Annotated in this window: 19 protein-coding genes; 9 read left to right on the top strand and 10 right to left on the bottom strand. The window is 57.5% G+C overall.

The window, feature by feature from the left end; all coding sequences use genetic code 11:
- Positions 1-12: 12 nt before the first annotated feature.
- From nth to ydgT, 8 genes are all read right to left on the bottom strand, one after another.
- Positions 13-645, bottom strand: coding sequence for an endonuclease III (gene nth / locus ACMGGR_RS10795; RefSeq protein ID WP_246759226.1), 633 nt, complete (start codon positions 643-645; stop codon positions 13-15).
- Positions 642-1,337 carry an electron transport complex subunit E gene (locus ACMGGR_RS10790; RefSeq protein ID WP_414146823.1) on the bottom strand — a complete coding sequence of 232 codons (696 nt, stop codon included), beginning with the start codon at positions 1,335-1,337 and terminating at the stop codon, positions 642-644. Before ACMGGR_RS10790 ends, nth begins: the two co-directional genes overlap by 4 nt.
- Positions 1,330-1,959, bottom strand: coding sequence for an electron transport complex subunit RsxG (gene rsxG, locus ACMGGR_RS10785; RefSeq protein WP_246759228.1), 630 nt, complete (start codon positions 1,957-1,959; stop codon positions 1,330-1,332). Before rsxG ends, ACMGGR_RS10790 begins: the two co-directional genes overlap by 8 nt.
- Positions 1,959-3,020 (bottom strand): electron transport complex subunit RsxD, encoded by a 1,062-nt coding sequence (gene rsxD, locus ACMGGR_RS10780; RefSeq protein ID WP_246759229.1) that lies wholly within the window; start codon positions 3,018-3,020, stop codon positions 1,959-1,961. The genes rsxG and rsxD overlap by 1 nt, the downstream gene beginning before the upstream one ends.
- On the bottom strand, positions 3,021-5,843 hold the full coding sequence (gene rsxC, locus ACMGGR_RS10775) for an electron transport complex subunit RsxC (RefSeq protein ID WP_414146822.1): 2,823 nt from the start codon (positions 5,841-5,843) through the stop codon (positions 3,021-3,023).
- A complete protein-coding gene (gene rsxB / locus ACMGGR_RS10770; RefSeq protein ID WP_246759232.1) occupies positions 5,836-6,411 on the bottom strand; it encodes an electron transport complex subunit RsxB in 576 nt (191 codons plus the stop codon). The genes rsxC and rsxB overlap by 8 nt, the downstream gene beginning before the upstream one ends.
- Entirely contained in the window at positions 6,411-6,992 is a 582-nt protein-coding gene (rsxA, locus tag ACMGGR_RS10765) for an electron transport complex subunit RsxA (RefSeq protein WP_246759233.1), read from the bottom strand. Before rsxA ends, rsxB begins: the two co-directional genes overlap by 1 nt.
- A 382-nt stretch (positions 6,993-7,374) precedes the next feature.
- Positions 7,375-7,590, bottom strand: a complete 216-nt coding sequence (ydgT, locus tag ACMGGR_RS10760; protein WP_246759234.1) for a transcription modulator YdgT — start codon at positions 7,588-7,590, stop codon at positions 7,375-7,377.
- Between the two features lie 524 nt (positions 7,591-8,114).
- Here ydgT and ytfQ point away from each other — a divergent pair.
- From ytfQ to yjfF, 4 genes are read left to right on the top strand one after another with little or no spacing between them, the layout of a single operon-like run.
- Positions 8,115-9,071 (top strand): galactofuranose ABC transporter, galactofuranose-binding protein YtfQ, encoded by a 957-nt coding sequence (gene ytfQ / locus ACMGGR_RS10755; protein WP_246759236.1) that lies wholly within the window; start codon positions 8,115-8,117, stop codon positions 9,069-9,071.
- A gap of 49 nt (positions 9,072-9,120) precedes the next feature.
- On the top strand, positions 9,121-10,641 hold the full coding sequence (locus ACMGGR_RS10750) for a sugar ABC transporter ATP-binding protein (protein WP_246759237.1): 1,521 nt from the start codon (positions 9,121-9,123) through the stop codon (positions 10,639-10,641).
- Positions 10,634-11,638 (top strand): galactofuranose ABC transporter, ATP-binding protein YtfT, encoded by a 1,005-nt coding sequence (gene ytfT, locus ACMGGR_RS10745; protein ID WP_246759238.1) that lies wholly within the window; start codon positions 10,634-10,636, stop codon positions 11,636-11,638. Before ACMGGR_RS10750 ends, ytfT begins: the two co-directional genes overlap by 8 nt.
- Entirely contained in the window at positions 11,635-12,618 is a 984-nt protein-coding gene (gene yjfF / locus ACMGGR_RS10740; protein ID WP_246759239.1) for a galactofuranose ABC transporter, permease protein YjfF, read from the top strand. Before ytfT ends, yjfF begins: the two co-directional genes overlap by 4 nt.
- A 218-nt stretch (positions 12,619-12,836) precedes the next feature.
- Here the strand turns inward: yjfF and araA are convergent, their stop codons facing one another.
- Positions 12,837-14,342 carry an L-arabinose isomerase gene (gene araA, locus ACMGGR_RS10735; protein WP_246759240.1) on the bottom strand — a complete coding sequence of 502 codons (1,506 nt, stop codon included), beginning with the start codon at positions 14,340-14,342 and terminating at the stop codon, positions 12,837-12,839.
- 9 nt (positions 14,343-14,351) lie between these two features.
- Complete coding sequence (locus ACMGGR_RS10730) at positions 14,352-16,034, bottom strand: ribulokinase (RefSeq protein ID WP_246759241.1); 1,683 nt, start codon at positions 16,032-16,034, stop codon at positions 14,352-14,354.
- Between the two features lie 351 nt (positions 16,035-16,385).
- Here ACMGGR_RS10730 and ACMGGR_RS10725 point away from each other — a divergent pair, with 351 nt between their 5' ends.
- The 5 genes from ACMGGR_RS10725 to ACMGGR_RS10705 all read left to right on the top strand — a co-directional run bounded on the left by ACMGGR_RS10725 (position 16,386) and on the right by ACMGGR_RS10705 (position 21,975).
- Positions 16,386-17,369 carry an arabinose ABC transporter substrate-binding protein gene (locus tag ACMGGR_RS10725; protein WP_414148886.1) on the top strand — a complete coding sequence of 328 codons (984 nt, stop codon included), beginning with the start codon at positions 16,386-16,388 and terminating at the stop codon, positions 17,367-17,369.
- 51 nt (positions 17,370-17,420) lie between these two features.
- On the top strand, positions 17,421-18,935 hold the full coding sequence (gene araG / locus ACMGGR_RS10720; protein WP_414148885.1) for an L-arabinose ABC transporter ATP-binding protein AraG: 1,515 nt from the start codon (positions 17,421-17,423) through the stop codon (positions 18,933-18,935).
- Positions 18,936-18,949: 14 nt separating this feature from the next.
- Complete coding sequence (gene araH / locus ACMGGR_RS10715) at positions 18,950-19,927, top strand: L-arabinose ABC transporter permease AraH (protein ID WP_246759245.1); 978 nt, start codon at positions 18,950-18,952, stop codon at positions 19,925-19,927.
- A 9-nt stretch (positions 19,928-19,936) separates the two neighbouring features.
- On the top strand, positions 19,937-20,848 hold the full coding sequence (gene araC, locus ACMGGR_RS10710) for an arabinose operon transcriptional regulator AraC (RefSeq protein ID WP_246759246.1): 912 nt from the start codon (positions 19,937-19,939) through the stop codon (positions 20,846-20,848).
- Between the two features lie 86 nt (positions 20,849-20,934).
- On the top strand, positions 20,935-21,975 hold the full coding sequence (locus ACMGGR_RS10705) for an oxidoreductase (protein ID WP_414148884.1): 1,041 nt from the start codon (positions 20,935-20,937) through the stop codon (positions 21,973-21,975).
- Positions 21,976-22,019: the final 44 nt, after the last annotated feature.

The following is a 22,019-nucleotide window of genomic DNA, read 5'->3' as shown; positions in this document are numbered from 1 at the left end:
CCGTTGCGCAGCCTAATCCGTTTTTTCGCGATACTCGCACAGATCTTCAATCAGGCAGGAGCCGCAGCGCGGCTTGCGGGCGATACAGGTGTAGCGGCCATGCAGAATAAACCAGTGGTGGCAATCGACCTTGAACTCTTTCGGCACCACTTTCAGGAGCTTCTCTTCAACCTGCTCGACATTCTTACCGGGCGCAAAATTCGTCCGATTACAGACGCGGAAAATATGGGTATCGACGGCGATAGTCGGCCAGCCAAACGCCGTATTCAGCACCACATTAGCCGTTTTGCGGCCTACGCCAGGCAGCGCTTCCAGCGCGGCGCGATCTTCCGGCACCTCGCCGCCGTGCTGCTCCAGCAGAATACGGCAGGTTTTGATAACGTTTTCCGCCTTGCTGTTAAACAGGCCGATGGTTTTGATGTACTCCTTCACGCCGTCCACGCCCAGCTGCAAAATAGCGGCGGGCGTGTTGGCGACCGGATAGAGCTTTGCCGTCGCCTTATTGACGCTGACGTCCGTGGCCTGCGCGGAAAGCAGCACGGAGATCAGCAGTTCAAAAGGTGAGGTATAGACCAGTTCCGTGGTGGGATGCGGATTGTTATCGCGCAGCCGGACTAAAATTTCGTGGCGCTTTTCCTTGTTCACAGCGTACTCGGTTCTCCCTTCGGCAGGCTTTCCTGAGCTGCTTTAGAAGCCGCACGCGACTTCATTTTCTTATCGATCATATATTTGGCGGCCAGCAGCATGCCCAGACCGATAAACGCGCCCGGCGGCAGCATAGCCAACAGCATTGGTGAATCAAAATGCACCACCTGGATACGCAGCACTTTTGCCCACGGGCCAAGCAGCTGATCGGCACCGTTGAAGATGGTGCCGTTGCCGATGATTTCACGCAGCGATCCCAGCACTACCATCACGCTGGTGGCGCCAAGGCCAATAGCCAGGCCGTCCAGCGCGGACAAAGGCACGCTGCTGCGCGAGGCTACCGCCTCGGCGCGGCCTACCACGATGCAGTTGGTCACAATCAGCGGGATGAAGATGCCTAACGACTGGTACAGCCCGTAAGCATAGGCGTTGATCAGCATCTGCACACAGCTCACCACGGCAGCGATAATCATCACGTAAATCGGAATACGGATATCGGCCGGCACCCAGCGGCGCGAGGCGGAAATGGCGCTGTTGGTGCAGGTCAACACCATGGTGGTCGCCAGGCCCAGGCCCAGCGCGTTGGTGGCGGTCGAGGTCACCGCCAGCAGCGGACAAAGGCCCAGCAGCTGTACCAGCGCCGAGTTATTTTTCCATAGCCCGCCGATTAGCAGGGTTTTTGCTTCACTCATTGGAGTCTCCACAGGTTGGCAGCGAGGCGAGCTGCGCCGGCAAGGTTTCAGCAAACAGCGTAGCGCGTTTTGCAGCGTTGACTACCGCGCGCGGGGTGATGGTCGCCCCCGTAAACTGATCGAAATCGCCGCCGTCTTTTTTTACCGCAAAGTGCGGATCATCTTTACCATGCAGCTTTACGCCGCTGAAGCTTTCAATCCAGTCAGAAATACGCAGCTCAATTTTATCGCCGAGGCCCGGCGTTTCATGGTGTTCAACCACGCGTACGCCCAGCACTTTGCCGCTAAAATCCGCGCCGACAATCATCTGGATAGCACCAGAATAGCCGTCGGGCGCGGTTGTCTCAACCGCTGCCGCCACTGGCTTATCATCTTTACGCGCCAGATAAAGGTGGTGAACGCCGCTACCTAACGCCGGACTGGTCACCAGGTAGCACTCTTGCTGAATGTGATTATTATACAGCTCTGGCGGCACAACCTGATCTAACAGGACTTTTTGCTGTACCGCCGTTTGATGTTCAATAGTCGGTTTGGTAACGGTATTAATGACCGCCGTCAAACCGGTGGTCACGGCAGCAAACACCGCCAGCGTTACGCCGTTTTTACGAATCGCATCCAGCATCACTTCTCCTTACGATGGCCGTAAACGCGCGGCTGCGTGTAGTAATCGATCAGCGGCACGGTGATATTGGCCAGCAGCACCGCAAAAGCCACGCCGTCCGGATAGCCGCCAAAGCTGCGGATCAGCCACACCAGCAGGCCAATCAGCGCGCCATAAAGCAGGCGGCCTTTATTGGTAGTAGAGGCCGTTACTGGATCGGTCGCGATAAAGAAGGCTCCCAGCATGGTTGCGCCGGAAAACAGATGGATAGCAGGCGAAACCAGGCTTTCTGGTGAAAAGAACCAGCCCACGGTGGCAAAGAGCGCCAGCGCTGCCAGCATGCTGACCGGAATATGCCAGCGGATGCTGCGGGTAAACAGTAAAAACAGGCCGCCGAGCAGATAGCCAACGTTGACCCACTGCCAGCCCAGTCCGGCAATGACGCCGCTGTAGACTGGCTGGGCCAGCAGCTGCTGCGCGCTGTGTCCGGCGCGCAGCCCGGTTTTAAAGGTATCCAGCGGCGTGGCCTGGCTGACGCCATCAATGCCGGTTTGCAGCTGCTGCATGCTGTGACCGTCGAGCGTTATGCCATGGAAGATCATGTTCAGCGAGTCAAAAAAGTTGGGCGTGATGGACTGAAGCGAATCAGGCGGCAGCCAGCTGGTCATCTGTACGGGGAAAGAGATCAGCAGTACTACATAGCCAACCATGGCCGGATTAAACGGATTCTGCCCAAGGCCGCCGTAAAGCTGTTTAGAGATGACGACGGCAAACACGGTACCGACAACGATAACCCACCAGGGGGCCAGCGGCGGAATACTGATACCCAGCAGCAGCGCGGTCAGCAGAGCGGAATTGTCGCCCAGCGTTTTACCCAGCGGCAGATTACGCAGCTTCAGGATGGCCGCTTCGGAAGCGAGGCCCGCGACGGCGGCAATAGCAACCTGAATCAGCGTGCCCCAGCCAAAAAAGTAACACTGGGCGGCCAGCCCCGGAATGGCCGCGACCAGCACCAGCAGCATGATGGTGCTGGTGCTGCGGCGGTTATGAGTGTAGGGCGAACTAGCGATGCGAAAAGCCATTTAATCCTCTTGCGTAGAATGCTGCGCCTTGCGCGCTTTAACGCGAGCGATGGCCGCCGCCACTGCCGCTTTGCGGGGATCGTCATGCTCTGACGAAGGTATATGTTCCGGGCTGGCCGTTTCGGCTGCTGTCGCCGCTTGTGCTTCGGCTGATGCCGTCGCCTGTTCTTCGGCTGGCGCTTCCGCTTCGGCCGCAGCTGGCGCAACATTTGCCGCTGCTGCTGCCGCTTTCTTCGCCTTAGCCCGCGCGATGGCGGCTTCGACAGCCGCTTTACGCGGGTCAGCAGGCGCGCTGGCCGGTGCGGCTGGTGCCGCCGCCTTCACTTCGGCTGCTGCTTCCGCTTCGGTCGCCGCTGGCGCAGCGTTTGCCGCTGCTGCTGCCGCTTTCTTCGCCTTGGCTCGCGCGATAGCCGCTTCGACAGCTGCTTTACGCGGGTCAGCAGGCGCGCTGGCCGATGCGTCTGGTGCCGCCGCCTGTGCTTCAGCTGCTGCTTCCGCTTCGGTCGCCGCTGGCGCAGCGTTTGCCGCCGCCGCCGCTTTCTTCGCCTTAGCCCGTGCAATGGCGGCTTCGACAGCTGCTTTACGCGGGTCGACAGGCGCGCTGGCCGATGCGTCTGGTGTTGCCGCCTGTGCTTCGGCTGGCGCTTCCGCTTCGGTCGCCGCTGGCGCAGCGTTTGCCGCTGCTGCTGCCGCTTTCTTCGCCTTGGCTCGCGCAATGGCGGCTTCGACAGCCGCTTTACGCGGGTCAGCAGGCGCGCTGGCCGATGCGTCTGGTGCCGCCGCCTGTGCTTCAGCTGCTGCTTCCGCTTCGGTCGCCGCTGGCGCTGCATTTGCCGCCGCCGCTTTCTTCGCCTTAGCCCGCGCGATAGCCGCTTCGACAGCCGCTTTACGCGGGTCAGCAGACGCGCTGGCCGATGCGTCTGGTGCCGCCGCCTGTGCTTCGGCTGGCGCTTCCGCTTCGGCCGCAGCTGGCGCAGCGTTTGCCGCTGCCGCTTTCTTCGCCTTAGCTCGCGCAATGGCGGCTTCGACAGCCGCTTTACGCGGGTCAGCAGGCGCGCTGGCCGGTGCGTCTGGTGTCGCCGCCTGTGCTTCGGCTGCTGCTTCCACTGGCGCAGCGGCCTTCTTCGCCTTAGCCCGCGCGATGGCGGCTTCCACAGCCGCTTTGCGCGGATCTTCCGCCTGACGCGTAGCGGGTTCGGTTTCAGACTGCGTCTCTGCCTGATGCGCTCGGGCCAGCGCGTGGCGCGCTTCACGTTGCGCAACCGCTGCGGCGCTGTCGGCTTCCTGAGCGTCAGCCGCCGGACTGGCTGTCTGCTTCGCTTTTACCCGCTCCAGCGCGGCGTCAATTTCGCCCTGGTCGCGCTGGCCAACAGTGCGTTTCGCCTGCTGGTGACGCGCTTCGCGCGCCTGCTTCTCACGCTCAAGACGAGCCTGGCGCGCCTCAAAACGCGCTTTTGCCTGAGCAGTACGCTCCGCTTCCAGGTCAATAGCGCGGATCTCCGCTTTTTCCTGCCGGTAATACTGTACCAGCGGAATATTGCTTGGGCAGACGTAAGCACAGGCACCGCACTCAATACAATCGTTGATATTGTGCTCGCGCGCCTTATCGTGATCGCCGCCGCGGCTATACCAGTAAAGCTGCTGCGGCAGCAGTGCGGCCGGGCAGGCATCGGCGCAGGCGCTACAGCGAATACAGGATTTCTCTTCTTCGCTATTGCCCATTTCGCTGGCGGAAGGGGCCAGAATGCAGTTGGTAATTTTCACCACCGGGACATCCAGCGTGGGCAGCGTAAAGCCCATCAGCGGGCCGCCCATCACCACCATCTGTCCCTGTGCTGGCGTAAACTCGGCCTGGCGCAGCAGGTGACTGATTGGCGTGCCGATACGTCCCCAGACGTTGCCGGGCTTTTTCACGGACTCGCCGGTCAGCGTAACCACACGCTCGGTAAGCGGCTCGCCATCAATAATGGCGCGCTTTACGGCGTAAGCGGTACCGACGTTCTGCATCAGAACGCCAATATCCGTTGAACGCCCGCCGTGCGGCACTTCCAGGCCGGTAAGGATTTGCGTCAGCTGCTTTGCGCCCCCGGAAGGATATTTAGTGGGGATCACGCGAATCTGCAGATCCTGCGCGCTGCCCAATGCTTTCTTCAGCGCGGCGATCGCTTCTGGCTTGTTATCTTCAATGCCAATCAATACGCGCTCGGACTGCAAAACCCAGCCAAGGATGCGGCTGCCTTCAAGCACTTCTTCTGCACAGTCCTGCATCAGGCGATCGTCGGCGGTGATGTAGGGTTCACATTCCGCCGCGTTAATAATCAAAGTCTTGACGCCGCGCAGGCCGCCTTTCAGTTTGGTGGCGGTAGGGAAACCCGCACCGCCCAGACCCGCTACGCCAGCCTGATGAATGCGTTCTACGATTTCCGCACGAGGAAGACTGCGGTAGTCGGCCTGCGGGCTTTTCTCAATCCAGCGATCTTCACCATCGGGCGAGATAAAAATACACATCTCCGACAGGGCGGAAGGATGCGCCGTCATGTGTGGCGCAATGTCTTCAACGGTACCGGAAGAAGGCGCATGCACCGGTAGCATCCGGCCACGACCAAAGGTCAGCGGCTGACCGCGCAGCACTTTATCGCCCGGCTTAACCAGGATTTCACCTTCATGGCCAATATGCTGCTTAAGCGGAATAATAAACCGGGCAGGCAGCGGCAGCTGGCGCAGCGGCACGCCGTTAGACTGGGTTTTCATCTCAGGCGGATGGATACCGCCCTGAAAATCCCACAGCTTCTCTTTTTTAAACAGCTTGAACAGATTACGCATGGCTTTCCACAGAAATGACTTTGACCGGGATGGCCTGTAGATCCCACTTCCAGTTGGCCGTGGTGACGGCAACGGGACGCATCTCAATGCAGTCGGTCGGGCAGGGCGCAACGCACAGATCGCAGCCTGTGCAAACGTCGCTTAACACGGTATGCATAGCGCGGGTCGCGCCAACGATAGCGTCCACAGGACAGGCCTGGATGCACTTGGTGCAGCCAATACAGTTTTCTTCGTCGATCCAGGCGACCTTGCGCTCCGGCTCGCGCGCGGCTTCGTCGCCCAGCGGCTGTGGCTCAACGTTCAGCAGCGCGGCCAGCTTCAGCATGGTCTGTTCGCCACCCGGCGCGCACTTGTTGATTTGCTCGCCGTTGTTGCCTACCGCGTCGGCATAGGGACGGCAGCCCGGATAGCCGCACTGGCCGCACTGGCTCTGCGGTAAAATGGCGTCGATCTGCTCGACAATGGGGTCTTCTTCTACCTTAAAACGGCGCGAGGCGTAGCCAAGCAGGCCACCAAAAATCAGGCCCAGCACGCTTAATACGGCAATAGCAATCCAGACGGCGCTCATCAGAATTTCACCAGACCGCTAAAGCCCATAAACGCCAGCGCCATTAGCCCGGCGGTTACCAGCGCGATAGAGGAGCCTTTAAACGGTGCGGGCACGTCGGCCAGCACCAGCCGTTCGCGGATACCGGCAAACAGCACCATCACCAGTGAAAAGCCCAGTGAAGCGCTGAAGCCGTAAAGCGCGGCCTGCAAAAAGGTATGGTTCAGGTTGACGCTCAGCAGCGGCACGCCTAGCACGGCGCAGTTGGTGGTGATCAGCGGCAGGAAAATTCCCAGCAGGCGATAGAGATCCGGGCTGGTTTTACGTACCACCATCTCGGTGAACTGCACGACAACAGCAATCACCAGGATATAGGCCATCGTACGCAGGTAAACCAGGTCGAGCGGCAGCAGGATCAGGTGATTCACCAGCCATGCGCAGATCGAGGCCAGGGTGATCACAAACGTGGTGGCGAGTCCCATGCCAATCGCCGTTTCCAGTTTTTTGGAAACGCCCATAAAGGGACAGAGGCCGAGAAACTTCACCAGAACGAAGTTATTCACCAGCACTGTACCGATAAAAAGAAGCAGATAGTTGGTCATGTCTACGCCTGAAAAAAAGAGAAGCCGCTTATTATCGGTCATTCGCGGCCTGAGGACAACATCAGCGCGCCCTGACGGGGCAGTGACCGCACAGGGGATTAAATCTTTGTTTACTTTTAAACCTTAAAAGCGAGGAAGCAGCGCCGTGCAGCGGTCATCCCATGCATCAGGTTTTGTTTTGTCGATAGGTAATGAATTGAGAAGTCACTGAAGGTTCAGGCAGAAAACCGAAACGGGTGGCGGGACGTCGGCCAGGCGAGCCGCAACAGCAGGCAGCCCGCCTGAATAAAAAAATACCGCGGATTTTTAAGCGTGAGGGCCAGGGAACGGCCCGGCGTTGCAGAAAACCGGTTTGTCTGGAGCAGAGTCAGGAGAGAAAAATTTAAACCACATAATGCCAGACGGATTTTGGCACGCAGCCAAGATCGAACAGACGGCCACCGGATGCCAGTTCAGCACGGCGATGGTCGGCGGCGCGATACATATCCATAATCTCTTTACTGTCCGTCAGGGAATAATTGAGATGGTCAAAAAGTTTCTCCAGCGTATCCAGAGAACTCACTTTGCGAAATTTCAACAGATAATCTTGAACTGTCATGGTTGCCATTATGTAAGAATTACGAGGTTTTAGTATATGACCAGGCGGCATGCTGTCTATAGTAGAAAATGCAAAATAGCAGTAAATTCAGAATAAAGAGTAAGGTATTTCCGTATTTTCATACCCGCTTTTGTCGACTTTAAATATCATTTACCCGTCAATTGTTATCGAATGGAAGCAATGTTAATTGTTGGTTGCATTTAATGTGTTCCGGCTCACAAATTAGCATTTTGCTTTCTGCCGTCCCCGCTTATCCGCCGTGACAGATAGTCACCCATTGCTTGTAATCGCTTTCATATTGCCGAGCGATAAGCGCTTATGTTTATTACATTTATTTAACAAGAAGGGCCAGCGGCCGCAGAGGTTTTATCCATATTCTTCAAACGCTTCGCGCAATGAGAATTTTATAAGCGCCTTTATTTGCTAAGTTTTGTGAGCATTGTCGAAAATGTTTTTTTGCGGCTGAGCCACGATTAGCCGGAAACACACTCCGGTTAATAACGCCCGTCAGAGGAACAGACATTATGTGGAAACGTTTACTTTTAACCACGCTTATCGGCGCAACGCTGAGCGGCACCGCCCTGGCGGAAAGCCTGACGGTGGGCTTTTCTCAGGTAGGTTCAGAATCGGGCTGGCGCGCGGCGGAAACCAGCATGGCGAAAAGCGAGGCGCAAAAGCGCGGTATTACGTTGAAGATCGCCGACGGCCAGCAAAAACAGGAAAACCAGATTAAAGCTGTACGATCCTTTATTGCTCAGGGGGTCGACGCTATTTTTATTGCGCCAGTAGTGCAGACAGGGTGGGAGCCGGTGCTGGAAGAGGCGAAGGAAGCAAAGATCCCGGTCTTTTTGCTGGACCGCGCCATCGTGGTCAAAGATAAATCGCTCTATATGTCCGTGGTGACGGCGGATAACGTGCTGGAAGGCAAGCTGATAGGCGACTGGCTGGTGAAAGAGCGCGCGGGCAAACCCTGTAACGTCGTAGAGCTGCAGGGAACCGTGGGTGCCAGCGTAGCAATAGATCGTAAAAAAGGTTTTGCCGAAGCTATCAGTAATGCGCCCGGTATTAAAATTGTCCGCTCACAGTCAGGCGATTTTACCCGCAGCAAAGGTAAAGAGGTGATGGAAAGCTTTATCAAGGCGGAAAATAACGGCAAAAATATCTGCATGGTTTATGCCCATAATGACGATATGGCCATCGGCGCGATTCAGGCTATTAAAGAAGCCGGATTAAAACCGGGTAAAGATATTCTTACCGGCTCTATCGACGGCGTACCGGATATTTATAAAGCCATGCTGGCCGGTGAAGCCAATGCCAACGTTGAGCTGACGCCAGATATGGCCGGCCCGGCCTTTGACGCGCTGGATAAATTCCGCAAAGACGGCACCATGCCGCCAAAAATCATTAAAACCGAATCGAGACTTTTCCTTCCGGCCGACGCGCAGGCGCAGCTGGATAAGAAAAAGGGCATGGGCTACTGATCATCTGCCGCCCGCTGGCCGGGCGGTTTCTCTTCGGCGAGGCCGCAACATGACCATCTCTTCTCTCTCTGCGCCGCTGCTCAGCATCAGCGGTTTAAGTAAAAGCTTTCCCGGCGTTAAGGCGCTTGATAACGTTTCGCTTTCTGTGCAAAGCGGCGAAATCATGGCGCTGCTGGGCGAAAACGGCGCGGGAAAATCAACGCTAATTAAAGTACTGACCGGCGTTTACCGACGCGATGCCGGGACGCTTTCGCTGGCCGGTAAGGCTATCGATCCGCACAGCACGGCTGAAGCCCAGCGCGCCGGTATCGGCACCGTTTATCAGGAAGTGAACTTACTGCCCAATATGTCGGTGGCGGATAACCTGTTTATCGGCCGGGAACCGCGACGGCTGGGGATGATCGATCGCCGTACGCTCGTTAAAAATGCCCGTGAGCTGTTGCGCAATTACGGCTTTGAGCTGGACGTGACGCGGCCGCTTGGCCACTATTCGGTCGCCATGCAGCAGATTATCGCTATCTGCCGCGCGGTCGACCTGTCGGCGCAAATCCTGATCCTGGATGAGCCAACCGCCAGTCTGGACGCCAGCGAGGTAGAAATGCTGTTTACGCTGATGCGTCAGCTTAAAGCGCGCGGCATGGGGCTGATTTTTGTCACCCACTTTCTGGATCAGGTTTATAAAATCAGCGACCGCATTACCGTATTACGCAACGGCCAGTTTATCGCCACGCGTGAAACCCACGATCTGCCGCAAATTGAACTGATTAAGCTGATGCTGGGACGTGAACTGCTGGAGACAGCGCTACAGCGTGCGGGCAGCACTTTAAAAAGTGACCAGCCGGTGGTGGAATTCAAAGACTACGGCAGAAAAGGGACGATAGAGCCTTTCAGCCTTAGCGTTCGTCCGGGGGAAGCCGTGGGCCTGGCCGGTTTACTGGGGTCTGGCCGTACGGAAACCGCAGAACTGCTGTTTGGCATTAAGAGCGCCGACAGCGGCAGCGCTTTTATTCGCGGAAAAAAACGCGCCATCCGCACGCCCGCGCAGGCTTCGCGCGCCGGTATGGGCTTTTGCCCGGAGGATCGTAAAACCGACGGCATTATCGGCGCGGCCTCCGTACAGGAAAATATTATTCTGGCGCTTCAGGCGCAGCGCGGCTGGCTGAGGCCGATTAGCAAACGAGAGCAGCAGCAGATAGCCGACCGCTATATCAAAAGCTTAGGCATCCGCACGCCGCACGCCGGGCAGCCGGTTGAACTGCTTTCCGGCGGCAATCAGCAGAAGGTGCTGCTGTCGCGCTGGCTGGTGACCAAACCGCAGTTTTTGATCCTCGACGAGCCAACCCGCGGCATTGACGTGGGCGCGCATGCCGAAATTATTCGCCTGATTGAAACGCTCTGCGCCGATGGCCTGGCGCTGCTGGTGATCTCTTCCGAACTGGAAGAGCTGGTTGGCTACGCGGACAGGGTAATTATCCTGCGCGACCGTCGCCAGATAACGGAAATTCCGCTGGCATCGCTTTCGGTTTCGGCCGTGGTGAAAGCCATAGCGGCGGGAGGCGCAAATGCTTGAGACGCAGCTAATGAAAAAGAGTGCCGGACGGAAAAGATTACCGGGAATGCCGCAGATTGCCGCACTGGTTCTGGTGCTGATTGTCGACAGCCTGGTGGCCCATAACTTTTTTGCCGTGCATTTACAGGACGGCAGATTGTTCGGTAGCCCCATCGATATTCTTAACCGCGCGGCGCCGGTGGCGTTGCTGTCAATAGGCATGACGCTGGTTATCGCCACGGGCGGCATCGATCTTTCGGTCGGCGCGGTAATGGCGATTGCTGGCGCAACGGCGGCCACGCTGGCGGTTTCCGGCCACGGCCTGGCGACTATCATTCTGGCTACCTTAGGCAGCGGCCTGCTGTGTGGTTTATGGAACGGCGTGCTGGTGGCGCTGCTGAAGATCCAGCCTTTTGTGGCAACGCTGATCCTGATGGTGGCGGGGCGCGGCATTGCGCAGCTGATTACCCAGGGACAGATTGTCACCTTTGACAATGCGGCGCTGGCCACGCTGGGCAGCGGCACGCTTGCGCTGATGCCGGTGCCGGTGTGGCTGACGCTGGCGATGGTGCTGCTGGTCTGGCTGCTGGTGCGAAAAACGGCGCTTGGCCTGTTTATCGAAGCGGTCGGGATCAACCTGCGCGCTGCCCGCAATGCTGGCGTCAACGGCTGGGCCGTCGTGATGACGACCTATTTGATTAGCGGACTGTGTGCGGCGGTGGCCGGTCTGATAGTGGCGGCGGATATTCGCGGCGCGGATGCCAATAACGCCGGACTGTGGCTGGAGCTGGATGCCATCCTGGCGGTGGTTATTGGCGGCGCCTCCCTGATGGGCGGCCGCTTTAATCTGCTGCTGTCGCTGCTCGGCGCGCTGATTATTCAGGCGATGAATACCGGCATTTTGCTTTCCGGCTTTCCGCCAGAGCTGAATCAGGTAGTCAAAGCCGTGGTGGTCATGGCCGTGCTGCTGATCCAGTCGCCTGCTTTTCTACAACTTTTTAAACGAGGCCGCCCGTGATTAAACGCCATTTGCCGTTAACCATTACGCTGCTGGTTTTTGCAGCGGGCTATCTGTTTTGCCTGACGCAGTATGCCGGTTTTGCTTCCACACGCGTTATCGCCAATATCCTGACCGATAATGCTTTTCTGGGCATTATCGCCGTCGGCATGACTTTTGTGATCCTGTCCGGCGGCATCGACCTGTCGGTAGGCGCGGTGATCGCTTTTACCGGCGTCTTTCTGGCACGCGCTATCGGTGATTTTCATCTCGATCCCTGGCTGGCCTTTGCGCTGGTGATGGTGATGGGATCGGCCTTCGGCGCGCTGATGGGCTGGCTGATTGACGCGCTGAAAATACCGGCTTTTATTATCACCCTGGCCGGAATGTTTTTTCTGCGCGGCAGCAGCTATCTGGTGTCGGAAAGCTCGGTGCCGATCGACCATCCGCTCTACGGGACGCTCTCCTCGCTGGCCTGGAAAATTCCCGGCGGGGGGCGGCTTAGCCTGCTGGCTGTCATCATGCTGCTGGTGGTGATCGTGGGCATGGTTCTGGCACACCGTACCCGCTTTGGCAATCAGGTTTATGCTATTGGCGGCAATACGACTTCTGCACGGCTGATGGGCATTTCGACGCGCAGCACCACGATACGCATCTATATGCTTTCCTCGGCGCTGGCAACGCTGGCGGGTATTGTTTTTTCTGTCTATACCTCGGCCGGGTACGCGCTGGCGGGCATGGGCGTAGAGCTGGACGCCATCGCTTCGGTCGTTATCGGCGGCACGCTGCTTTCCGGCGGGGTGGGTACGGTACTCGGTACGCTGTTCGGAGTATTGATTCAGGGACTGATCCAGACCTGGATCAACTTTGACGGCACGCTCAGCTCCTGGTGGACCAAAATTGCCATCGGCATTCTGCTGTTCGCCTTTATCGCGCTGCAAAAACTCTTTACGGTAATCTGGGATCGCCAGCAGAACGCACCGGTAAGACGTCTGGGCTAGCGCGAAATTTTATATTCGGCTTTGCCTTCGGCAGTTTTACTTGCCCGAGATAATAAGAAGAAGGTCATTCTCGTCAGTATCTTTAATACGGGAATGAAAGAAAGAAGCGTAATGGGGGGATTTCTATGGCTGCGGTGTTATAGCATGAGGCTCAAACTTCTTTAGCAAACTAAGCCGCCGCGTTAACCGCGGCAGCTTCCGTCTGTTCGAACCCGCGTCTAACGCTGATTCAGCCGGTAATAAGCCTCGTTCCAGCGCAGCGCGTCTTTGAAGCCGTGCAGCGTGGTTTCTTCATCAATCACTACCACTTCGATACCGTGCATTTCACCATACTGGCGCATATCGTCCACCGTCAGGGCCTGGCTGAATACCGTATGGTGCGCGCCGCCGCCCAAAATCCAGGCTTCTGAGGCGGTAGCCAGCGATGGCTGCGCGCGCCACAGTGCACGGGCAACCGGCAGTTTAGGCAGCGGCTGCGGCTGTTCCACCGCGTCCACCGCGTTGACCAGCAGGCGGAAGCGGTCGCCCATGTCGATAACGCTGGCGTTTACCGCGCGGCCGGCTGGCGTAGAGAAAATCATGCGTGCCGGATCCGCTTTGCCGCCGATGCCCAGATACTGTACATCAATCAGTGGACGCGCTTCGCGGGCGATAGAAGGGCAAACCTCCAGCATGTGCGATCCCAGCACCAGCTCGTTACCTGGCGAGAAGTGATAGGTGTAATCCTCCATAAAAGAGGTACCGCCCGGTAAGCCGGTCGCCATTACTTTGAAAATATGCAGCAGCGCGGCGGTTTTCCAGTCGCCTTCACCGGCAAAGCCGTAGCCCTGGCCCATCAGGCGCTGTACCGCCAGGCCCGGCAGCTGCGTCATGCCGTGCAGGGTCTGGAAGTTGGTCGTAAACGCCATGCAGCCTTCAGCCTGTAAAAAGCTTTTCAGGCCCAGCTCAATTTTGGCCGCATCCAGCACGTTCTGCCGCTTATCGCCGTTAACCGCGGCCGCAGGCGTGAAGTCGTACAGGCTTTCATATTCATCGACCAGAGCGTTGACGTCGCCATCGCTGATGCCGTTAATGACCTCAACCAGATCGCCCACGCCCCAGCCGTTGACGGCGTAGCCAAACTGAATCTGCGCCGCTACCTTATCACCTTCCGTTACCGCCACTTCCCGCATGTTATCGCCAAAGCGGGCAACCTTCAGCTGTGCGCTGGCCTGTTTAGCGGCGGCGGCGCGCATCCATTTACCTATGCGCTCTTGCGCGGTTTTGTCCTGCCAGTGGCCGGTAATGACGCTGTGTGGCAGCCGCATCCGCGCGCCGATAAAGCCGAACTCCCGGCCGCCGTGCGCCGTCTGGTTCAGGTTCATAAAGTCCATATCCATGCTGTCCCACGGGATCTCCGCGTTAAACTGGGTATGGAACTGCAACAGCGGCTTGTTCAGCACCGACAGGCCGCCAATCCACATTTTGGCGGGCGAAAAGGTGTGCAGCCAGGTAATAATCCCCAGGCACTCTTCGGCATAATTGGCCTCGCGGCAGAGCGCCAGCGCCTCGTCCGGGCTTTTTACCAGCGGCTTCAGCTGTAGCCGGAAAGGCAGATTGCCTTGCTGGTTAAGCCCGTCCACTACCTGCTGTGCGTGCTGCTCCACCTGACGAAGCGTTTCCGCGCCGTACAGATGCTGAGTACCAATAACAAACCAGACGCTGAGCGCGTTGAGCTGAGCCATAATTTCTCCTTAACTGTTGAGCTGGCGCGGGGCGAACTGCGGTTCGGCCACTTCGCACCATTGAAGGTAACGCTGATAGAGCTGCTGATAGCGCTCGACGCGGCTGGCGTCAGGCTGCAGCGTAACGGCAATCGGGCTGGCCATTTTTTGCTGGGCGGCGGGTACGTCGGCATAGACGCCAGCGGCCACGGCGGCAAAAATGGCGGCGCCAAGCGCACAGCATTCATCTGAGGTGACGATATCCAGCGGGCGGTTCATCACGTCGCAGCAAACCTGCATGATGGCCGGGGACTTACGGGCAATACCGCCCAGCGTCAGGATGTTTTCTACCGGAATAGACTGACGCTCAAAACATTCCATAATGGCGCGTGCGCCAAAGGCGGTCGCGGCGATAAAGCCGCCAAACAGCGTCGGCGCATCGGTACCCAGATTTAAATCGGTAATCACACCCTGGAGGCGCTGGTTAGCGAAAGGGGTGCGGCGACCGTTAAACCAGTCGAGCACTACCGGCAAATGGTCTAACTGCGGATCGGCTGCCCAAGCTTTGGTCAGCTCGTTAAGTAAATTTTTCTGCACGTTTTGCAGCTCCTGCTGCAAATGCGGCTGCTGCGCGGCGGCCTGCACCAGCGGCCAGCTAAGCAGACGGCTGAACCAGGCATACATATCGCCAAAGGCCGACTGGCCCGCCTCCAGACCGATCATGTCCGGCACGACGCTGCCGTTAACCTGACCGCAGATCCCTTCAATAGCGCGATCGCCAACGCGTTCGACGTCGGCAATCAGGATGTCGCAGGTAGAAGTGCCGATGACTTTCACCAGCGTATAAGGCGTTGCGCCAGCGCCGACCGCGCCCATATGACAGTCGAACTCGCCGCCGGAGATCATGACGGTAGTCGGCAGGCCAAGGCGTGCCGCCCAGTCAGCGGTAATCTGGCCAACGGGCTGCTCGGCCGTCCAGGTTTCCGTGAACATGGGGGTATCAAGATGTTCCGTCAGTACCGGGTCCAGCGCGTTGAAAAATTCCGCGCCAGGCAGGCCACCCCAGGCGGGATGCCACAGTGATTTATGACCGGCGGCGCAGCGGCCCCGGCGAATGGCTTCAGGTTTGGTGGTGCCGCTAAGCAAAGCCGGTACCCAGTCACAAAGTTCTACCCATGAAACTGCCGCTTCGCGTACCGCACGATCTTCACGGCTGACGTGCAGGATTTTTGCCCAAAACCATTCAGAAGAGTAGATGCCGCCGATAAAGCGCGAATAGTCCTCAAATTTTCCGCTGTGGCACAGGGCAGTTATCTCCTCCGCTTCTTTTATTGCCGTGTGATCTTTCCACAAGACGAACATGGCGTTGGGGTTTTCGCTGAACTCAGGGCGCAGCGCCAGCACATTGCCGTCACGATCAATCGGCGCGGGTGTTGAGCCGGTGGAATCGACGCCGATACCAACAACGCTGGCACGCTGTGCGGGAGTTAATTTAGTGACAACGTCACGAATGGCCTGCTCAAAAGCGTCAATATAGTCCTGCGGATGGTGGCGGAACTGGTTAAGACGGCTCTGGCAATAATGTCCGGCCTGCCAGCGCGGGTAGGCAACCACGCCGGTTTGCAGCTCTTTGCCGCTGGCACACTCTACGGCCAGCGCGCGCACCGAATCACTGCCAAAGTCCAGACCTATGGTGATGGCTTCCAACTGCATTTTTCTCTCCAGGCGGTCAACAATGTTATGACTACCCTAAGAAATCGGCTGGCCAGGGGGTTAGGCTATGCCCGCTGCAAATATGTACTTTTCTGTCGTTAGCTGGCGATTTGTGACCGGCTTCAAATGTTTGATTTGTGTTAAATTTGCTAAATATATGGATCAATCTGCTAATAACTCAGGGTGTGATAACGCTCTCTATTTCTCCCTCTTTTTCGCTATACAACTAGCGCTACCCGGCGCAGATAAGATGTTGTCGCGCTGTACATACTGGCGTTTCTAAGCCGTAAGCCGTTACTGATACCGTTTACACTAAACCGCTAAAAAGCGGGCACTGAGCCGGAGAGCCTCATGCACAAAATCACTCAGGCGTTAGCCATCGCAGGCCTCGCCGCCGTTATGTCACATTCAGCTATTGCCGACACGATGAAACTGGGGTTTCTGGTAAAGCAGCCGGAAGAACCCTGGTTCCAGACCGAATGGAAATTTGCCGATAAAGCGGGCAAAGAAATGGGGTTTGAGGTAATTAAAATTGCTGTTCCCGACGGCGAAAAAACCCTGAACGCTATCGATAGTCTGGCGGCCAGCGGCGCGAAAGGTTTTGTTATCTGCACGCCCGATCCCAAACTGGGCTCCGCTATCGTTGCTAAAGCACGTAGCTACGATCTCAAGGTTATCGCCGTGGACGATCAGTTTGTCACCGCCAAAGGCAAGCCGATGGATACCGTGCCGCTGGTGATGATGGCGGCGACAAAAATCGGCGAGCGTCAGGGCCAGGAACTCTATAAGGAGATGAAAAAGCGCGGCTGGGAAGCGAAAGATACCGGCGTAATGGCGATTACGGCCGACGAGCTGGACACCGCCCGTCGCCGTACCTCCGGCTCGATGGACGCGCTGAAAGCGGCAGGCTTCCCGGCGGCACAAATCTATAAAGTCCCGACCAAATCAAACGACATTCCCGGCGCTTTTGATGCCGGTAACTCGCTGCTGGTTCAGCATCCGCAGGTAAAACACTGGCTGATTGTCGGCATGAACGATAACACCGTGCTGGGCGGCGTGCGTGCGACTGAAGGCCAGGGCTTTAAAGCGCCGGACGTTATCGGCATTGGCATTAACGGGGTGGATGCGATTAGCGAACTGTCAAAAGGCCAGGCAACCGGCTTCTATGGTTCATTGCTGCCAAGCCCGGACGTGCACGGTTATAAAAGTATCCAGATGCTCTACAACTGGGTAACCAAAGACGCCGAGCCGCCGAAGTTCACCGAAGTGACCGACGTGGTGTTAATCACCCGCGACAACTTTAAAACCGAGCTGGCTAAAAAAGGCCTGATGTAGCAGAGCAGGGCCGTGCGCGGCCCCAACGCAACCCTTGTCGGAGTAACAACCATGCCATCTCCGTATCTGAGCTTTCACGGCATTGCCAAAAGCTTTCCCGGCGTAAAGGCGTTGACGGATATCAGTTTCGACTGTGAGGCCGGACAAATTCACGCGCTGATGGGCGAAAACGGCGCGGGAAAATCGACGCTGCTGAAAATCCTTAGCGGCAGCTATCAGCCAACCAGCGGCGAAATCCGCCTGAAAGGCCAGCCGGTTAACTTTAACAATACGCTCGACGCGCTGAACGCGGGCGTCGCTATCATCTACCAGGAACTGCATCTGGTGCCGGAAATGTCGATAGCGGAAAACATCTATCTCGGGCAGCTGCCGCAGCGCGCGGGCTTTGTGAACCGTTCATTGCTGCGTTACGAAGCCGGTCTCCAGCTGAAAAATTTAGGGATGGATATCAACCCCGATACGCCGCTGAAGTCGCTGTCGCTGGGCCAGTGGCAGATGGTCGAGATCGCCAAAGCGCTGGCAAGAAATGCCAAAGTTATTGCGTTTGACGAACCGACCAGTTCGCTCTCCGCCCGCGAAATTGAGCATCTGTTTCGCGTTATTCGCCAGCTGCGGGATGAAGGAAAGGTGGTGCTGTACGTTTCGCACCGTATGGAAGAGATTTTTGCGCTTAGCGACGCCATCACCGTATTTAAAGACGGCCGCTACGTGCGTACTTTCCAGGACGTGGCGTCAACCAGCCATGACCAGCTGGTGGCGGCCATGGTCGGACGCGATATTGGCGATATCTACGGCTACGCGCCGAGAAAAACCGGTGAAGTGCGTCTTGAGCTGGATAACGTGCAGGCGAAAGGCGTGCGTACGCCTGTTTCGCTGGAAGTACGCGCGGGTGAAATCGTCGGGCTTTTCGGGCTGGTTGGGGCGGGACGTAGCGAACTGCTGAAAGGGCTGTTTGGCGCCACGCGCATCAGCGACGGCACCGTGCGGCTGGATGGCCAGGCGCTGACTATCCGTGAGCCTTCTGACGCTATTCGCGCCGGAGTACTGCTTTGCCCGGAAGATCGTAAAGCGGACGGCATCATCCCGGTGCATTCCGTGCGAGACAATATCAATATCAGCGCTCGTCGTAACAATTTGACGGCAGGCTGCCTGATTAATAACCAGTGGGAAAGTAACAACGCCGCCAGCCATATCCGCTCGCTTAATATCAAGACGCCTTCCGCCGATCAGCTGATTATGAACCTGTCCGGCGGTAACCAGCAGAAGGCAATCCTGGGACGCTGGCTGTCGGAAGAGATGAAGGTGATCCTGCTGGATGAGCCGACGCGCGGCATCGACGTCGGCGCGAAAAATGAAATTTACCGGTTGATCTATGCGCTGGCGGAGAAGGGCATTGCCGTGCTGTTCGCCTCCAGCGATCTGCCGGAAGTCATGGGGCTGGCCGACCGTATCCTGGTGATGCGCGAGGGTGCCATTGCCGGCGAGCTCAGCCATGACGAAGCGACCGAAGCCCTGACGCTGGGGCTTGCCATGCCAAAAACCACTCAGCATACCGCTGCCGCTTAATCTAAGGAGTAACCATGTCTATGACCTCTTCCGCTCCGCCGCCAGCAAAGCGCGTTAACCTGGGCCGCATCTGGGATAACTTCGGCATGCTGGTGGTGTTCGCCGTGCTGTTTATCGGCTGTACTCTCTTTGTGCCAAACTTTGGCACGCTGATTAATATGAAAGGGCTGGGCCTGGCGATGTCGATGTCCGGCATGGTCGCCTGCGGTATGCTGTTTTGCCTGGCCTCCGGGGATTTCGATCTCTCCGTGGCTTCGGTTATTGCCTGCGCGGGCGTCACTACCGCCGTGGTTATTAATATGACCGAAAGCCTGTGGATCGGCATCGCGGCCGGGCTGCTGCTCGGTGTGGCCTGCGGTTTTATCAACGGTTTTGTGATTGCGAAGCTTAAGATTAATGCGCTGATCACCACGCTGGCAACCATGCAGATCGTGCGTGGCCTGGCCTATATTTTCTCTGACGGTAAAGCCGTGGGCATTGAGGACGAGCGCTTTTTCGCGCTGGGCTATGCTAACTGGCTGGGCGTGCCTGCGCCGGTCTGGCTGACCATCGGCACTATGCTCATCTTTGGCTTTTTGCTGAACAGAACCACCTTTGGCCGCAACACGCTGGCTATTGGCGGTAACGAAGAAGCGGCGCGGCTGGCTGGCGTGCCGGTGGTGCGCACGCGCATTATTATCTTTATTCTTTCCGGGCTGGTTTCGGCGGCCGCCGGGATTATTCTGGCTTCACGCATGACCAGCGGCCAGCCGATGACCTCGCTGGGCTATGAGCTAATCGTTATCTCTGCCTGCGTGCTGGGCGGCGTTTCGCTGAAGGGCGGCATCGGCAAAATCTCCTATGTTGTCGCAGGCGTCCTGATCCTCGGCACGGTAGAAAACGCCATGAATTTACTGAATATCTCGCCGTTTTCACAATATGTGGTACGTGGTCTGATACTGTTAGCGGCGGTGATTTTCGACCGCTACAAACAAAAAGCCAAAACGGCCTGAGGAGGCGTTATGTATCATCGTCTGGCGCCCGTTGCGCAGCCCAATCCGCTGCTGCCCGGCTATCCGTTTAATGCCTGGCTGGTCGCGGGACTCACGCCGATCAACGCTGGCGATCCGCTCGACTTTTTTATCGACCGCCCCAGCGGGATGAAAGGCTACATTATTAACCTGACTATTCGCGGGCGCGGCCAGGTTTTCAGCGGCGATGCGGCATTTGAATGCGAACCTGGCGATCTGCTGCTGTTTCAGCCAAAAACCTCACACTATTATGGCCGTTCACCGCAGAGCGACTGCTGGCACCATCGCTGGATCTACTTTCGGCCACGCGCCTACTGGAGCAGCTGGCTGGTCTGGCAGGACGAAGTGCAGGGCGTGGGCAGGCTCCGGCTACCGGAGCGGCTTTGGGGAGAGTTTGAGCGGCTGTTTACCACCATCGAGCAGACGCACACTTCCGGCAAGCGTTTTGCCGAGGAGCTGGCGATGAACCTGCTGGAAAGGCTGCTGCTGCGCGCGGTAGAAGAAGATCCGCGCTCGCATCAGCAAATTCGCGATCCGCGCATTATCGAAGCCTGCCAGTACGTCACTAACAACCTGGCGGGCGAGCTGAAAATCGACGAGGTGGCGAACCACGTCTGCTTGTCGCCTTCGCGGCTGGCGCATCTTTTTCGCGAGCAGATGGGCATCAACCTGCTGCGCTGGCGTGAAGACCAGCGCATTATCCGCGCCAGGCTACTGCTGCAAACCACCCAGGAGCCTATCGCGACCGTAGGACGTATTGTGGGCTATGACGATCAGCTCTATTTCTCCCGCGTGTTCCGCAAGCGCGTGGGCGTCAGCCCCAGTGATTTCCGCCGCCGTTCGCTGGATGCCGATACGCTGGTGACTCGCGAAAGCTGGGATCTGCTGCGCGCCAGTCAGTAACTATCTTTTAACATTCAGCACAATCCGGCTTGTCCTTACCCGGTCGATCGTCTTAAATCAATCGGGTAAAGACAAAAGGAGCTGCAATGAACGACACTATTCGTACTGGCCTGGTCGGCTACGGCTTTGCCAGCAAAACTTTTCACGCGCCGTTGATTAACGGGACGCCGGGCCTGGAGCTGACGGCCATTTCCAGCAGCGACGCTGGCAAGGTACACGCCGACTGGCCTGCTGCTACCGTGGTGGCCGATCCGCAGGCGCTGTTCGACGACCCCTCGATCCAGCTTATTGTTATCCCCACACCAAACGACACGCATTTTCCACTGGCGAAAGCCGCCCTAAACGCGGGCAAACACGTGGTGGTAGACAAGCCGTTCACCGTGACGTTGTCACAGGCGCGCGAGCTGGAAGCGCTGGCGACGGCGAAGGGGCTGCTGCTGTCGGTCTTCCACAACCGTCGCTGGGACAGCGATTTCCTGACCTTAAAAGCGCTGCTGAACGAGGGCACGCTGGGCGAAATCCGCTATTTTGAATCGCACTTCGATCGCTTCCGTCCTGAAGTGCGCAACCGCTGGCGCGAGCAGAAAGGCGCAGGCAGCGGTATCTGGTACGATTTAGCGCCACATTTAATCGATCAGGCTTTACAGCTATTCGGCTCGCCGGTGGCAATTAACGTGGATATGGCGGAACTGCGTCCCGGCGCGCAAACCACCGACTATTTTCACGCCGTGCTGACCTATCCAAAACGTCGCGTCGTGCTGCATGCCAGTATGCTGGTCGCCGCCGAGTCGCCGCGCTATCAGGTTCACGGCACGCGCGGCAGCTATGTGAAATTTGGTCTGGATCCGCAGGAGGATAGCCTGAAGGCAGGCGCGCGTCCGCCGCAGGAAGAGTGGGGCTACGATATGCGCGACGGCGTGGTCACGCTGGCAAACGGCGAGATGATGGCGGAAGAGACGCTGCTGACTACGCCAGGCAATTATCCGGCCTATTACGCCGGTATTCGCGATGCGATTAATGGCGACGGCGGAAACCCGGTCACGGCGCAGGAGGCGATTCAGGTAATGGAACTGATTGAGCTGGGGCTGCAATCGGCAGAAAAGCGCCAGACGCTGTCACTGAAATAGAAGAGTGCCCGACCGTGGTCGGGCACTCTGGACGATTGACAAAC

Source organism: Erwinia sp. BNK-24-b, from assembly GCF_047456155.1.
GTDB lineage: Bacteria > Pseudomonadota > Gammaproteobacteria > Enterobacterales > Enterobacteriaceae > Erwinia > Erwinia phyllosphaerae.
Note: the sequence above shows the minus strand (reverse complement) of the source record. Positions and strands in the feature narration are given on the sequence as shown.